This window comes from Pantoea leporis (genome assembly GCF_028048155.1).
In the GTDB taxonomy this organism is placed as follows: Bacteria; Pseudomonadota; Gammaproteobacteria; order Enterobacterales; family Enterobacteriaceae; genus Pantoea; species Pantoea leporis.
Window position 1 is genome coordinate 683,701 of the sequence record NZ_JALMEU010000002.1, and the last position, 13,694, is coordinate 697,394.

The 13,694-nt window shown below is 48.9% G+C and carries 12 protein-coding genes and 2 pseudogenes; 8 read left to right on the top strand and 6 right to left on the bottom strand.

All coding sequences use genetic code 11. From position 1 onward, the window contains the following. The first annotated feature begins 16 nt into the window (after positions 1 to 16). Positions 17 to 790: a (S)-acetoin forming diacetyl reductase gene (locus MWH02_RS10395; RefSeq protein ID WP_271460553.1), complete on the top strand. Its 774-nt coding sequence runs from the start codon at positions 17 to 19 to the stop codon at positions 788 to 790. Positions 791 to 1,169: 379 nt separating this feature from the next. Here MWH02_RS10395 and MWH02_RS10400 read toward each other — a convergent pair whose 3' ends face one another. Then, positions 1,170 to 1,448, bottom strand: a complete 279-nt coding sequence (locus MWH02_RS10400; protein WP_271460554.1) for a hypothetical protein — start codon at positions 1,446 to 1,448, stop codon at positions 1,170 to 1,172. 52 nt (positions 1,449 to 1,500) lie between these two features. Continuing rightward, the gene (locus tag MWH02_RS10405; protein WP_271460555.1) at positions 1,501 to 1,680 is read right to left on the bottom strand and encodes a DUF3606 domain-containing protein; all 180 of its coding nucleotides are present in this window, start codon (positions 1,678 to 1,680) and stop codon (positions 1,501 to 1,503) included. Positions 1,681 to 2,368: 688 nt separating this feature from the next. Here MWH02_RS10405 and MWH02_RS10410 point away from each other — a divergent pair. After that, entirely contained in the window at positions 2,369 to 3,088 is a 720-nt protein-coding gene (locus MWH02_RS10410) for a DUF8453 domain-containing protein (protein ID WP_271460556.1), read from the top strand. A gap of 198 nt (positions 3,089 to 3,286) precedes the next feature. Beyond that, positions 3,287 to 3,889, top strand: a pseudogene (locus MWH02_RS10415) (site-specific integrase). Between the two features lie 78 nt (positions 3,890 to 3,967). Here the strand turns inward: MWH02_RS10415 and MWH02_RS10420 are convergent. After that, positions 3,968 to 4,333 (bottom strand): VOC family protein, encoded by a 366-nt coding sequence (locus MWH02_RS10420; RefSeq protein WP_271460557.1) that lies wholly within the window; start codon positions 4,331 to 4,333, stop codon positions 3,968 to 3,970. 57 nt (positions 4,334 to 4,390) lie between these two features. Here MWH02_RS10420 and MWH02_RS10425 point away from each other — a divergent pair, with 57 nt between their 5' ends. Continuing rightward, positions 4,391 to 5,107 carry a helix-turn-helix transcriptional regulator gene (locus MWH02_RS10425; RefSeq protein ID WP_271460558.1) on the top strand — a complete coding sequence of 239 codons (717 nt, stop codon included), beginning with the start codon at positions 4,391 to 4,393 and terminating at the stop codon, positions 5,105 to 5,107. Between the two features lie 156 nt (positions 5,108 to 5,263). On the opposite strand, the gene MWH02_RS10430 is transcribed toward MWH02_RS10425, so the two are convergent. From MWH02_RS10430 to MWH02_RS10440, 3 genes and pseudogenes are all read right to left on the bottom strand, one after another. Then, positions 5,264 to 6,619 carry an amidohydrolase family protein gene (locus MWH02_RS10430; RefSeq protein ID WP_271460559.1) on the bottom strand — a complete coding sequence of 452 codons (1,356 nt, stop codon included), beginning with the start codon at positions 6,617 to 6,619 and terminating at the stop codon, positions 5,264 to 5,266. A 163-nt stretch (positions 6,620 to 6,782) separates the two neighbouring features. Next, positions 6,783 to 7,939, bottom strand: a pseudogene (locus MWH02_RS10435) (IS30 family transposase). A gap of 309 nt (positions 7,940 to 8,248) precedes the next feature. Continuing rightward, the gene (locus MWH02_RS10440) at positions 8,249 to 9,859 is read right to left on the bottom strand and encodes a methyl-accepting chemotaxis protein (RefSeq protein WP_271460560.1); all 1,611 of its coding nucleotides are present in this window, start codon (positions 9,857 to 9,859) and stop codon (positions 8,249 to 8,251) included. 391 nt (positions 9,860 to 10,250) lie between these two features. Here MWH02_RS10440 and MWH02_RS10445 point away from each other — a divergent pair, with 391 nt between their 5' ends. The 4 genes from MWH02_RS10445 to MWH02_RS10460 all read left to right on the top strand — a co-directional run bounded on the left by MWH02_RS10445 (position 10,251) and on the right by MWH02_RS10460 (position 13,438). Next, positions 10,251 to 10,673, top strand: a complete 423-nt coding sequence (locus MWH02_RS10445; protein WP_225608267.1) for a MarR family winged helix-turn-helix transcriptional regulator — start codon at positions 10,251 to 10,253, stop codon at positions 10,671 to 10,673. Between the two features lie 196 nt (positions 10,674 to 10,869). After that, entirely contained in the window at positions 10,870 to 11,586 is a 717-nt protein-coding gene (locus MWH02_RS10450; RefSeq protein ID WP_271460561.1) for a nitroreductase, read from the top strand. Positions 11,587 to 11,670: 84 nt separating this feature from the next. Then, complete coding sequence (locus tag MWH02_RS10455) at positions 11,671 to 12,417, top strand: NADPH-dependent F420 reductase (protein ID WP_271460562.1); 747 nt, start codon at positions 11,671 to 11,673, stop codon at positions 12,415 to 12,417. Between the two features lie 112 nt (positions 12,418 to 12,529). Then, on the top strand, positions 12,530 to 13,438 hold the full coding sequence (locus MWH02_RS10460; protein ID WP_271460563.1) for an NmrA family NAD(P)-binding protein: 909 nt from the start codon (positions 12,530 to 12,532) through the stop codon (positions 13,436 to 13,438). Positions 13,439 to 13,694: the final 256 nt, after the last annotated feature.

Consider the following 13,694-nt stretch of genomic DNA (forward strand, 5'->3'; position numbering starts at 1 on the left):
TTGAAAGGATATGATTATGAAAAACAGAGTTGCGTTTGTAACCGGCGCCGGACAGGGCATTGGTGCAGCCATTGCCTTACGCCTGGCAAAAGACGGCTTTTCCGTAGCCATCGCGGATTTCAATCTTGAAACGGCGCAGCATGTCGCTGATGAGATTGTCACATCAGGAGGAAAGGCTATCGCGCTGCAGGTTGATGTCACCCAACGCGATAACGTTTTTCACGCCGTTGAAGAAGCGCGCCATGCGCTGGGTGATTTCAACGTCATCGTGAACAACGCCGGTATTGCGCCATCAACACCGATTACCGATATCACCGAGGAGATCGTTGATAAGGTTTATAACGTCAACGTTAAGGGTGTGATTTGGGGGATGCAGGCGGCGATCAGCGCTTTTTCCGCGGAGAAGCACGGTGGCAAAATCATTAATGCCTGCTCTCAGGCAGGACATGTTGGCAATCCGGAGCTGGCAGTTTATAGCTCCAGCAAATTTGCCGTTCGCGGGCTGACGCAGACAGCGGCTAAAGATCTTGCGTCGAAAGGCATTACGGTCAATGCCTACTGTCCGGGTATTGTCAAAACCCCCATGTGGGAATCGATAGACAGGCAAATTTCACAAGCGGCGGGTAAACCGGCTGGCTTTGGGACGCAGGAATTTGCAAAACGTATTACTTTGGGCCGGCTATCTGAACCGGAAGATGTGGCCGCATGCGTCGCATTTCTGGCGGGAACGGATTCCGACTACATGACCGGGCAATCGCTACTGATCGACGGCGGAATGGTATTCAACTGATTCGCGGATCGTGCTTACCCATACTGCCGTGTGGGTAAGCTATTAATCATGCACTTTTGCCCGCCTGTCTCCGCCCAGCGCCTACCTTCCTGGGATTTTTCAGGACTGATGCAGCCGGATACCGTGATTGGTGCAGTCCGAAAGTAGCCACCTAAACAAGGTTGGTCAAATAGCAACCCACATATATCGGGTTTCGCCCATAGTGGACATGCATTCTCTAAAGGTAGATTTGTGCCATTACCGGACATACTGAGCAGAAGGCCAAAAAGGAAGCTTTCAGGACATATAGCAAGGGAGCAGGGATGAAAGAATTAACCCAGTATATTTAATGTTTAAATTATGATAGTTTCTCAATTAAAGGGGGCTGTCCCCCCTTTAATTACTTGTACCACTCAGTCAGAATTTGGTTACTAACTTCATCCGAGAGATTGTACCAATAAGCTGAGTTATTGGTTGCGTCTACAACAATAAGCTTATCATCACTATCCATGACCGCCCTTACAATTTTGGCTGCATCCTCGGCAGAGTAACTACAGTTAACATACCAGTTCGATTCAGTTGGTACAGCCCAATTCCCTAGAGATTTAATTGCATCATACACAGCTGCATAATCTTTCGTTTTAATGAGGTCGTAAGTAATAAATAAATTATTAGCCATAAATCATCTCCCAAAGGACAAAGAAAAAAGCGCCCCTGAAGGCGCTCATATATTAATGGTCTTTAAGCCATGCCTGTACTTTCTTAGCCGAATGACCTACGGCCTGTACGGCTTGAACAAGTTTGGCCTCGCTAACTCCAAACTTTTCAGCCCAATCACGTCTCTCGTAATCCTGTTTGATACTTATTAAATCATTGTCAGGGGTACCGATTTTGCTCTTATCATCAGCCATATTACTGATTCCTCGTGATACAGGCTTATGCCTGCCCATTAGTTATATGACTCCCGTGCCGCTTCGTAAACGATCAATAATCAAACAATTGACACTAATCATAAAACCAGTTAAAGGCTTTGACTCTACCTTGGATAGATGACGCCAACCCCTTTATATTGTTGTCGGTAACTCACTAACATTGAACTCATGCTGGTGAGTGAAAGGCCACATAAATGCTCAACATTAAAGCCGCCCTCAGCAGCGTTCGCGGAGCAATATACCGCAGCGCGCACGCGCCCGATTCTATGACAGTGATTAATACGGCAGACGTAAGGCGCTGTCACAACACAGCGGCGGTATTTATAGTTCCAAAGGAAGACGCGGACAGCGGCCACGTCAGTGCGGCGCAGTTCCAGCCGCCCAGAACCATTCAACAGAAAGCGATACACATCTTCGAATACAGCAGCATTTGTAATCCGTCCCGTCCGTGGCATGTTGCCGAGGTGTTCTAGATAGCCCCGCATCGCTTTTTCAATAGTTGGTCTGTCCGTGTAACCATAATTCAAAGTCTCAATCGTCAGACGCAACCCGCTTACAGGCTTCCCATTCAATCCTCACGCTACGAGCAACCCTATCCGCTGCCACGTTTTCAAGTGTCAGTAAGTTCTTTGTAAGATCTCATACAGCCTTGGGCTGGGTGAGGCGCATGGGGGAAGTTGAAGCCTTATCCGTTGAGGTAAATCGAACCTTAAGCGTGCAATTTTTCAAGCCGGGCGCTATTTTATTTTTGAAAACAATTAGCACGCCACCCCAAGGACAATTCATGATCGAGTTTATCGCAGAGCATATAAACACAGTAAGCACACTTATCTCCGCTTTGGCAGCATTGCTAACAGCAGTTGCTACATTTTTCTTGTGGAGAGTAACAAGGCTATTAGCAGACGAGACAAAAAGGATGGTTGACGCATCAGTTCAACCTCATGTCGTTGTGACTCTTGAACCAAATTCTTGGGCTGCTTTTTATTTTGATATCAATATTGCTAATACCGGAAATGCCCCAGCCTATGATATTGAAATCGGATTTAATCCCCCACTGGTAAATTCAGAACATAGAAAAAATAGAGGCATACCATTTAGCAAGGTTAGCGTATTGAAAAACGGCCATTCCCTCAACAGCAGTCTTTGCAAGTATGAACAGATTAAAGATCAAGTTTATTCTGTCAGTATTAGTTGGTCTAAACAGCCGGGCTCAACTGAAAGAGAGCGGAATGAGTATTCTTATGATATGGCTTCTTTCGAGGGGATTAGCTACTTAGGAGCAAGGAGTCCAATGATACAGATAGCCGAGCAGGTGAAAAAGATTAGAGAAGACTGGAGGCCGATTTCCCAAGGAGGCAAAAAAATTAAAACAGACAACTATAATTAAAGTGACAGAGCCGAGGAACAACGAGCACATGAAGAGTGGTATCAGACCAATGGAAAGGAATGGGAAGAAAGAAAAGCAAAAAAGATAACTAATGCAATTGACCTGCTCCCCATAAATTAGCATACCACAACCTCAGGTCCGCTCTTCGCTCATACGGGACACTCATAATCACATCTCCTAACCCAATGGAGATTGAACATGACAACATCCCCCTGGAACAAAAGCCGCATTATCGGCCAGAAACGGCCTCTTCAGATCTCTCATATCTGGGGAATTCGTATCCGTCTTGAGCTGGAAGGAAAAGTTCGTGATCTGGCTCTTTTTAACATGGCTCTGGATAGTAAACTTCGGGGCTGTGATTTGGTTAAGCTAAAAGTTTCTGATATAGCCTATGGGCACTCTGTTTCGGGCAGAGCGACAGTGCTGCAGCAGAAAACGGGCAGCCCTGTTCAGTTTGAACTGACTAAGTGAACCAGAGAGGCTGTAGCCGCGTGGATCAAAATGGCTCAACTAAGTAATAGCGACTATCTCTTCCAGTCCCGCGTTGGTTCTTCAAGACACATCTCAACCAGACAATATAACCGTATTTTTCATGGATGGATTGGGAAGCTTGGTCTCGATGAGACGCTCTACAGTACGCACTCAATGCGCAGAACCAAACCATATCTTATCTATAAAAAAACGAAGAACCTTCGGGTAATCCAGTTACTTTTGGGGCACAAAAAACTCGAAAGCACAGTACGTTACCTTGGCATTGAAGTAGATGATGCTCTGGAAATATCGGAGTCAATTGAAGTCTAGCCTGTGAGGGCTGCAACAGCAGCCCTGTGCCAGAAGCGAATACGTCAGGTTCAAAAATGGGTAGGTAAGCGTTTTAACTTATTCGTCCGGGATACATACCCGGATACGGTGCCCGTCAGGATCAAGCGCAACGAACGTCTTGCCAAAAACAGCATGTTTGGGCTCCTGTTCTATCTGCACACCGCTCTCTGACCATTGCTGATAAAGCACATCAACCTCCTGAATATCTTTCACCATAAAACTCAATTCAGTTCGGCTACCTTCACCGCAGGATACAAAGTCACTCGCTGTCGTTGACCATAGTCCAAGGTTCAGGCCGTTATTAAAGGAAAAAGCCACCCACGTCGGAAGCATCACGTCTGGTTCTGTATTGAATAGCTTCTGGTAAAATCCACTGCTCACAATCGGGTTATCAACATAAAGAATGATCAGGTTAGGTATCATGAGTCTCTCACGCCAAAAAGAATGAGACTTCACTATTGCAGGGAGCATTGACAGAACATGTCAGCATCAGGACCGAAACGAGCAGAACGCCTTCTCAATCTTCTGCAGATTTTTTATCAGCATCGCTATCCGATAAGTGGCCACAGGCTGGCTGAAGAACTTTCAATCAGTCTTCGTACACTTTACCGTGATATTGGCGCACTACGCGCTCAGGGTGCCGACATTCAGGGAGAGGCTGGCACAGGATATATCCTTTCCCGGAGCCATCATTTACCGCCGGTGATGTTTACCCCCGAACAGCTTGATGCACTGGCGCTCGGTTTACGCTGGGTAGCCACATATGGTGATAAGGGGATTGCTAAAGCAGCTTCAGAAGTAACGGGGAAAGTCCGCCACGGTCTTCCGCCACAGTTACAGACATTGTTTGATGACTCGACATTATTGGTGGGAAAGAGACAGGAAGCTCATCACAACTTTGAAAACCTGAGCGTTGTTCGAAGCGCCATCAGGTGGAGACGTAAAATCCGTGCAGGTTATACAGACACACTCGGTAATATGAGTGAAAGAACGATATGGCCTTTCGCGCTGGGTTACTTCTCCGGCGCTATTGTGCTTGCTGCATGGTGTGAAGAACGTAACGACTTCCGTCATTTCGACGTAACGCGATTAAAATCTCTTCAGCACCTGCAGGAAGGATATCCTCATTCCCGGCATAGTTTACTCCGTATATGGCGTAATGCAGGTCTGGATAACATTGTTCCCACGCGTAGCTGAAATGGATATGATTGCTCCAGAAAATCCAAGTCTGTCTTATCTATAAAATATATCCGCTCTTCGCTCATAGTAGATCTCCAGCTCAATCAGCCTGTCCGCTTTGTACCAAAAGCGGACGTTGCTATGTCCTCATGGCTGGCACATTAGCAGGCCTCATTACATCTGCGATTCACTATGTTCCAATAGTTTTTTTGCAGAAGCATTAGTCGCTCTTAGCTGCTCTTCCAGATTAATACCCTGTAGTTTTCCATCTGCTTTGATAATGCGGCCGTCGACAATGACCGTCTCTACATTTTCCGGTTGAGCTGAGTAGACGATGAGGGCTGCCGGGTCGCCACCGCCAAATCCTGCCATATTCAGCGTGTTGGGATTAATTATCTGAATGTCTGCCCGCTTACCCTCTTCAAGGGTGCCGGTTAATTCCCCCAGCCCTATCGATTCAGCAGAGCGACGCGTTGCTAACGCCAGAAGCTGGCGCGCGTCTGGAAGCGTTTCATCTTTTGCTTTACCACTTTCAGTAAGCGCGGCTGTGCGGAGCGTTTCAAACATGTTAGCCCCGCCAGACAATGCATTACCATCTATGCCCAGCCCCTGCCTTTCAACGTCCTGAAAGTGATTAAGCAGGGTCAGCCCATAACCAACTCGTTGCTCGCTGACCGGTGTTAATACCAGCCCACCCCCCGATTTTTGCAGAGCATTTAACTGCTGCGGGAGCGCATCGCTTGCGTGTATCACTGTCAGCGATGGCGATAAATACTGACGGTCTATAAGTGCATCGAACATTGCGCGGGCATCGCCGCTGACATGCACCTGAATGGGCAAATTGTGTTGAACAGCAAACCTGTATTCTTTATCCCGCATGGCCCAGTTCTGCTGGCTGGATAAGTCCCTGGGGATCCGCCAGCCCAGCCCGAGTTGAACACGATCCGTTGACTGCTTTTTGAGTTCAGCCAAGTGCGTCAAATCAATCATTCTTTTTGTGGTTTTATCGGGACCACCGTAATACATGATGGCGCGAATGCCGCTTTTTTCGAGCGCTCTGAAGCCAGCATCACCCCATGCAGGGCCATGAATGTTATCAAAGAAGTCGCCAGTAGTCGTGATTCCAGATTGTAACAGTTCAAGCGAACCAGAATAAATTGCCAGCCAAATATCATCCGGCTGCATCTTCTTTGCTAACTTGTTACTGACAGGGAAAAACTTTCCCTGTTTATTTCTGAACTGGCCACGCATGGTGGTGACCCATAAATGATTATGCGCATCGACGAACCCCGGCATTACATATTTACCTCGGGCGTCAATTATCTTTGCGTCGGCGGCGACAAGATTTTTTCCGATCTGTACTATCTGGTTATTGCGGATCAGGATGTCGGTCGAGGGCTGATCCTGTCCGTTGGCTGTCATGGGTAACAGGTAACCCTGGCGGATAAGTAGAGTATTCTGAGGGGCGGCGCTAACTGAAGCAGAGAAAAAACAGGCGATAAATAGTACTGCCTGAAGTTTACAGGACATACCTACTCCTTCGTAAATCAATAGGGTTAACTCAGAGTATAGGCATTGTCATTGCGCTGATGAGACATCTGTTGATTTGATGCCTTTTTAACTCAGTGCAATATTTGTGATGCTTCTATCGGGCTGTGAGAAAAATTCCGAACGTCCGCTTCTCACTATGAGTTCAACCGATGGATGCAATACACTTATTGAACCGTTCTGCGGGTGATTTATAGTCTGGCGTTTTTCTCGGCCTTTAAATTAGCTGAGTGGCAACACTGTAGGTCTTTGCTGGCTGTTAACAGACAGGTCAGTTCATTTGGAAAATATTGTCTGAGCAGCCTGTTAGTATTTTCATTTGAGTCACGCTGCCAGGGAGATTGAGGATCACATAAATAAATCTGAATGTCTGTCGCTACAGTAAATCGAGCGTGGCTGGTCATTTCAGCGCCTCGATCCCATGTTAATGCTATATAAAGCTCAATAGGTAATTCGCGCGCTTGTTTGATGAGTGCAGATATAACAATTTTGTTTTTGTTGTCCGTGATTATGGTGAGCATAACAAAGCGGAAACGGCGTTCAACGAGGATGACGAAAGAGGAGTTTTTAGAGCCCTGGATCAGATCACCTCCCCAGTGGCCAGGTATGGTTCTGTCTGCGGCTTCAGCTGGCCTTTGGGTGACAGATATCGCATCCGGGATTGATCCCAATCCTTTCCCTTTAAGTGAAGACTTTGGGGATCAACGTACCGTTCTTCCGCTTCTGAGTCATTGATGCAGTTGTTTTTTAATGCTCCACGGATTTGTATAAAATGCGTTTTTTAAACCATTTTGTGTGACACATGCATTTCCTGATTATCTGGATAACAGGGTTTCAGCCAACCGGCGATTTATTCCGGCGACCAGTCCTGATGCATCTTCTCAGCAATAATTTTACACAATGTGGTGCTTTCATTAGCTTGCAGAGTTTTGGTCTCAGAGCACTTTCCCACGCGGCAGCATTGGCTTTTGCTGCCCGGTATTGTTTTGCACCTCTGTACCTCCTGATCAAGCGGCTGATCGCTGAGGGGGCTCTTGATAAGTTGTTTGCGATCGCCCTGATGGTGATTTTTGCTACCAGCCCTCTGGATATTTCCTCTCTTTCAGCAAGTGAAAAAGATTACCGATACCGTTTTCTCACCAGGGGGCGATACCCACCAGTCTGCTGAATAGTGTGCATAATAGAAAAATGATATCTGTCGAACATTCTGGCGATATCATGCAGGAAATCACCTCGCGATTATCTGGCCCAGACAATCGCTTTCTGTTCTGTCGTGTAAAAAGTGAGCGCTCTTTGTTTCATGGCAACGTCCCCCCATGGTTAAGGATAGCGTTGAACTCACAACCCGAAGCGAACATTGCCTGGCTTCATTGTACTACAGCCTGATAATGGATAAGTGTTACCTGCCTGTGGGGATAGAGGGCTCGAGTACCCATAACAACAAGTTGACCAATTAGTTTCGGCAGCGCCACTCTTTATCTTACTGTGCATTCGGATTTCCTTGTGTGAGCCGGATAAGCTCAGGCAGCCGTATGTACCGCCGGCTGTCTGATTTTGTCAGCACTTAGCCCAGTTGTCGTCGCTACTGTGGAATGTTTCAGACAACGGCTTTTACGTTACCGGCTGCATAACAAGTCTGCTGTTGTGTAGCTTAACTTCTGGTTTAAGGATAGAAACGCCTTCACTAATAGTAAACGCTGAGACCATGCCATTCAGCGCTTCAGCCTGTTCGGTCAGTGAATGGGCAGCGGCGGATGCTTCTTCGACCAGCGAGGCATTCTGTTGCGTCACGTCATCCATCTGATTGATCGCCTGATGCACCTGGCTTATTCCCAGAGACTGTTCCTGCGCGGCAACCGAAATTCCGTCTATCAGCTCATTGACCTGACGAACAGCGTCATCCATCCGCGTCATGTTCTCACCAACTTCGCTGGCCTGTAACGTACCCGCCTCAACAAAAGCAATGGAGGATTCAATCAGCGCCTTGATTTCACGGGCAGAGGCGGAAGAGCGCTGTGCCAGGTTTCTGACTTCGCCAGCCACAACCGCAAAACCACGACCCTGCTCACCGGCGCGGGCGGCCTCGACCGCTGCGTTAAGTGCGAGGATATTGGTCTGGAATGCCACGCCCTCAATCAGGGCTATGATGTCTGTGATTTTGGCCGAGCTGCTCCGGATGTCTGACATAGTACCAATCATGGTGCTGACTTTGACGGAACTGTCATCAGAAATCTCACGGGCATTTTTCGCCAGCTTACTGGCCAGCCGGGTGTTTTCGGCCGTCTGCCGGACCGTCTCGCTGAGCTGATACATGCTGGCTGCGGTTTCCTCCAGGGAGGCAGCCTGCTCTTCGGTCCGCGAGGATAAATCATCATTGCCCGCGGCTATTTCGCCTGAAGAAACGCTGACGGAGTATGCCGCCTGCCCGACGGTCTTAAGTGAAGTGTCAACCTTGCTTACAAGTTGATTAAACGCTTTCGCGGTAAGCCCTATCTCATCGCGACGAGACTCATCTGCCCTAAGGGTTAAATCAAGATTTTCACTTGCGCTCTCCATTACGGTACGCATGCCATTCATATGGCGGCGAATAGACAGAATGGTTCTTACCGTGAAATAACCCAGTATCACGATACCCGCGGCAGAACCCGCGATGAGTGTCCATAAAGTCTTATGATAAGTACGGGTGTTATGCGCGTCGAATGCGTTGCCGATGCCGACGTTAAGCTGACGCTGCTTCAGATAGTCATAAATCAGGCTACGGGTGGTAGCGCCTACACCGTCATTTCCCTGCAGGTCGGGCATCGCCACATCATCATTGTGCGCTCTGGAACCAGCAAAAAAAGCCGGTAACCTGGCACGCATTTGCTGAATAATGGCAAGTTCACGCTCAGTCATCTGTCGATCTTCGTCGTTAGAAACGTTCACCTCAAGATAGTGCCGGGTACCTTCCGTCAGCTGGTCGATATTTTCATTAATCTCTTTTTCAAACTTTGCCTGCTGGCTGAGGATTTTTGAACTCTGATGCCGGTAAAGACTAATGATAATTTTGTTGCTCGTGTCAATCAGGTCGTCAATATCTGTAATGGAAGGGATAGTGTTTTCTTGCACGTACTTAAAACGTGCCTGAAATCCGGTCACCACATTAACGGATGTGGTAACGAGTGCGATCAGTGATATCGCCAGTAGCGAGAAGGTCAGGAAAAGCCGCTGTGAAATGGTCATTACGTGCTCCGATGTTTGCTGTGTTTGGTAAGTTATTGCTTACTTTCATCAACAGTTTCGGGCGAAATAATGCGGGCTTTAGTTACAAGTGTATGCAGATGTGTTAGCTGATTGTTGCTTTCAGAAGAGGCCATCAGCAATGTGCCAGAAGCGGATTTAGCAACCATTATGTTAATTTATCACCGGGAAATAATCGGGCCAATGCCTGTAAGCTTACGTTGAAGAACAGGCCAACCGCCTTTCACTACTTAATCCAGATAGCCTTTTCAGGCTTAAGGAGCGCAGCACAGCCGACGATTTTTTGGCCAGGAAGGTGGTCATGGTTCTTGAAAAAGTTGTGTAATGGCTTACTCTAGTGCACTAGAAGATATCGTTCGAGATAATGATGACTATGTCCCGCAGCGTTGGTATGCAGCTCTCTTTTGCTCTCTATGGGGCAGCTAACCGTATGGCCCGGATGCACAAGCCGTTCCTGGAGCCGTTAGGGCTGACGTTTCCGCAGTACCTGGTAATACTCGAACTCCTGAACGGATCGCCATTATCAGTTGGCACGCTTGGCACCTCTCTCGATATGGACACGGGCACTATCACGCCGCTTGTCAAGCGTCTTGAGACAGCCGGCTTTGTTACTCGTACCCGAGACCCGAACGATGAACGACGTGTGCTGGTCAATCTGACCCCACGTGCCGAGAATATCCGGGAAGAAATCTTGGGCGTTACTAAGAAGATCAAGAGTGCCTGTAAGCTGGACGAAGCTGGACTTATTTTGCTTCGCGAGACTTTGCAGGACCTCTGTAGACCTCGAAACGATTAAAGAGGCCGACTACAGTCTGTTTTTGCTAATTTATCTAGTACGCTAGAGTCTTGCTGACTAGAGATGTTTGGGCGGAATATGACCCGCCATTAAGGTCATCTGATGATCGAAAGAAACTGTCGCCCAGGGCCGTCGTGTCCATGACGTTATGGTTATGGCTACCTGACAGACACTCACCCTAACAAAGGAAGCAGTTATGACTATGAATCTCATTCATTCCAGCGCCGAAACCTCACCAGATGAAACGCTGTCGTTCAGAGAAACTATCCGCACGCGTCGCTCTGTCCGTGGCTTTCTCGATAATCCCGTGCCTTTAAGCATTATCCGGGAGGTGCTGGAAGATGCTCAGTACGCACCTTCTAACTGCAATACGCAGCCCTGGAATACGCACATCGTCCGCGGCGAGAAGCTCAGGCAGCTCTCCAGAATTCTGCACGTCAAAAACGATGCTGGAGAATTCACACCGGACTTTACTTTCGACCAGAACGACTATTACGGCGAATATCGTAAGCGTAACGACGCGCTAGGCAAGGCCTATTATGAAGCCATGAACGTGATGCGCGAGGACAAGGAGGGGCGGCATCGCGTGGGCGCGATGAACTACTCGTTCTTTAATGCTCCCCAGGTCGCGTTCCTGTTCATGCCCTCATTTGGTGACAATGTGCGCGTTGCAGGAGACATCGGTATGTATGGACAGACCTTCCTGTTGTCGCTCGCGGCGCGTGGTCTCGGTGGTATTCCCCAAACTTCGCTTGGTTTTTTTGCCCAGACAATCCGTGAATTCCTCGGCGTGCCTGACGAATTAAAACTGCTCTTTGGCATATCTTTCGGCTACCCGGATGAGGCGGCGCCCGGTAACCGGTTCCGCATGGATCGTGTACCGGTCGACACCAGTGTCACCTTCCACGACTGACAGAGGATGGGGCGTCATTGTTTTATCCGCCCCGTCCTCCACCGCATCGATTACACAGCGATTAATCGTAACGAGGATGAGATCATGAATATTGGCATACTGGGCACCGGCAATATCGGTAAAACGCTGGTTATGAAACTCAGCGCTGCTGGTCATGACGTCAAGGTCGCCAATTCACGCGGTCCTGACACGATCGAAGGCGAAATCCTGACTCATGGCGCCCGTGCCGTCACGGCCACTGAAGCCCTGACGGGCGTCGACGTAGTGATCCTGTCGACACCACTCAGCGCCATTCCGAAGATCGCCCCGCTGTTCGCCAGCGTGCCTGACAGCACCGTTATAATCGACACCTCCAACTACTATCCAAAACGTGACGGTGAAATCGCTGACATCGAAGCCGGCCAAACCGAAAGCGAGTGGGTTGCAGAGCAGCTTGGCCGCCCCATCGCCAAAGCGTGGAACGCCATTACTTCCGCTTCCTTTGCACAGAAAGGCCTCCCTGCAGGGACAGCCGGGCGGATCGCCATTCCCGTTGCTGCCAGCGGCGAGCGTGAACGGGATGTGGCGATAAGGCTGGTCGACGAGACCGGGCTCGACGCTGTTTATGCGGGACCGCTCAGCGAATCATGGCGCCAGCAACCAGGCTCGCCAGGCTACTGCACGGACCTGACGCGCGATGAACTGACGGATGCTCTGACCGCGACAGAGCGGGCCCGCCTGCCGAAACGTCGTGACCTCGCCATCGAGGCGATTATGGAACGGGTTGGCGACAGCACCACTAATCCCGACTCGGACTATGCCGTGCGTCTGACGCGCGCGCTCTTTATGTAGCTCACGCAGCGACCCGGGTATGCAGCCGTTGTGGCCGGTTCAGACATGCCCTTTCCTGAAACGTGTCGACGCTCTGACGCTCTATCAACAAACTGAATAAGGTATTGAACTCATGGCAATGCATCAGAAGCCCGTCGTACTGATTCTGGGCGCTACCGGAACTATCGGTAGCCATATCGTCAAAGAACTCGACGACAAAGAGGTTCATCTTCGTATCGCTTCACGCAAGCAAGACACGGTAGACCAGCTGCGCAGGGATGGAAAAGATGGCGTTTATCTCGATCTTGATAAACCGGAGACCTTCGCGCTCGCGCTGGCGGGCGTAGATCGCGTTTTCCTCTTAACCGGCTACAGCGTTGCCATGCTCACGCAGAGTAAAACCCTGGTGGATGCAGCCAAAAAGGCAGGTGTGAGCCATATCGTGCATGTGGGTGTGTTCGCTGAATGGGATACCACGGATGCCCACTTTGTATGGCATCAGATGATTGAAAAATATATCGAGGCGAGTGGTATTGCCTGGACGCATCTCCATCCAAATATGTTTATGAATGTATTCACCGGCCTTTATATCCCCAAAAATTTCACCTACACGACTTACTGGGGCGATCGGAGAGTCGGCTATATCGCGCCCGAGGACATTGCCGCCGTAGCCGCAAAAGTGCTCTTCGATGGGCCTGCGCGTCATGCCGGTCAGCATTACTGGCTGAGCGTGGAAAGTTTGAACGGTGAAGAAATTGCCGCGCTGATGAGTAAGGTGACCGGGCTTGAAATCAGGTGCGAAGACAAAGGACTGGAAGGATTCCGTCAGTTGATTGATTCACTTATCTCTCAAGGGGCTGACAGCTGGTACGCAAACGCAAACATTGATTTCGTTACCCAGATGCTTGATGGCAGGATGTCCTATATGTCGATGGTGCAAAACGATCTTCCTTATATTCTCGGCAGGCCAGCGAAAACGGTGCGGGAATATTTGACTGAAAATAAAAGTGCGCTAATTGCTTCAGCAAAGAACCTCCAATAAGAAAGAACCGGTGCTCGTAAGATGCTGGCATTTTATTCACGAGCACGTTTTTGCCAGCCTTGTTGAGTTATGATTTTTTGCGGCAGGTTCCCTGCCCGGACGCAGACACGCGTGACTTAGCGCGAGTATAGGCCTCTCAGGCCTCATTTAAAGCGTCTCACTCGACAATAACCAGCGGCTTTATTTTCTCAGGCATTCAACAACGCATCTGTTTTTGCTCATGAACATGGGTAACAAGCGATGCGTAATTTAATGA

What these genes read in the sequence shown, in the direction of transcription:
- MWH02_RS10445 (WP_225608267.1), top strand. Translation starts at nt 10,251, where the DNA reads ATGTCCCGCAGCGTTGGTATGCAGCTCTCTTTTGCTCTCTATGGGGCA.
- MWH02_RS10425 (WP_271460558.1), top strand. Translation starts at nt 4,391, where the DNA reads ATGTCAGCATCAGGACCGAAACGAGCAGAACGCCTTCTCAATCTTCTG.
- MWH02_RS10405 (WP_271460555.1), bottom strand. Translation starts at nt 1,680, where the DNA reads ATGGCTGATGATAAGAGCAAAATCGGTACCCCTGACAATGATTTAATA.
- MWH02_RS10460 (WP_271460563.1), top strand. Translation starts at nt 12,530, where the DNA reads ATGGCAATGCATCAGAAGCCCGTCGTACTGATTCTGGGCGCTACCGGA.
- MWH02_RS10420 (WP_271460557.1), bottom strand. Translation starts at nt 4,333, where the DNA reads ATGATACCTAACCTGATCATTCTTTATGTTGATAACCCGATTGTGAGC.
- MWH02_RS10400 (WP_271460554.1), bottom strand. Translation starts at nt 1,448, where the DNA reads ATGGCTAATAATTTATTTATTACTTACGACCTCATTAAAACGAAAGAT.
- MWH02_RS10430 (WP_271460559.1), bottom strand. Translation starts at nt 6,619, where the DNA reads ATGTCCTGTAAACTTCAGGCAGTACTATTTATCGCCTGTTTTTTCTCT.
- MWH02_RS10410 (WP_271460556.1), top strand. Translation starts at nt 2,369, where the DNA reads ATGGGGGAAGTTGAAGCCTTATCCGTTGAGGTAAATCGAACCTTAAGC.
- MWH02_RS10440 (WP_271460560.1), bottom strand. Translation starts at nt 9,859, where the DNA reads ATGACCATTTCACAGCGGCTTTTCCTGACCTTCTCGCTACTGGCGATA.
- MWH02_RS10395 (WP_271460553.1), top strand. Translation starts at nt 17, where the DNA reads ATGAAAAACAGAGTTGCGTTTGTAACCGGCGCCGGACAGGGCATTGGT.
- MWH02_RS10450 (WP_271460561.1), top strand. Translation starts at nt 10,870, where the DNA reads ATGACTATGAATCTCATTCATTCCAGCGCCGAAACCTCACCAGATGAA.
- MWH02_RS10455 (WP_271460562.1), top strand. Translation starts at nt 11,671, where the DNA reads ATGAATATTGGCATACTGGGCACCGGCAATATCGGTAAAACGCTGGTT.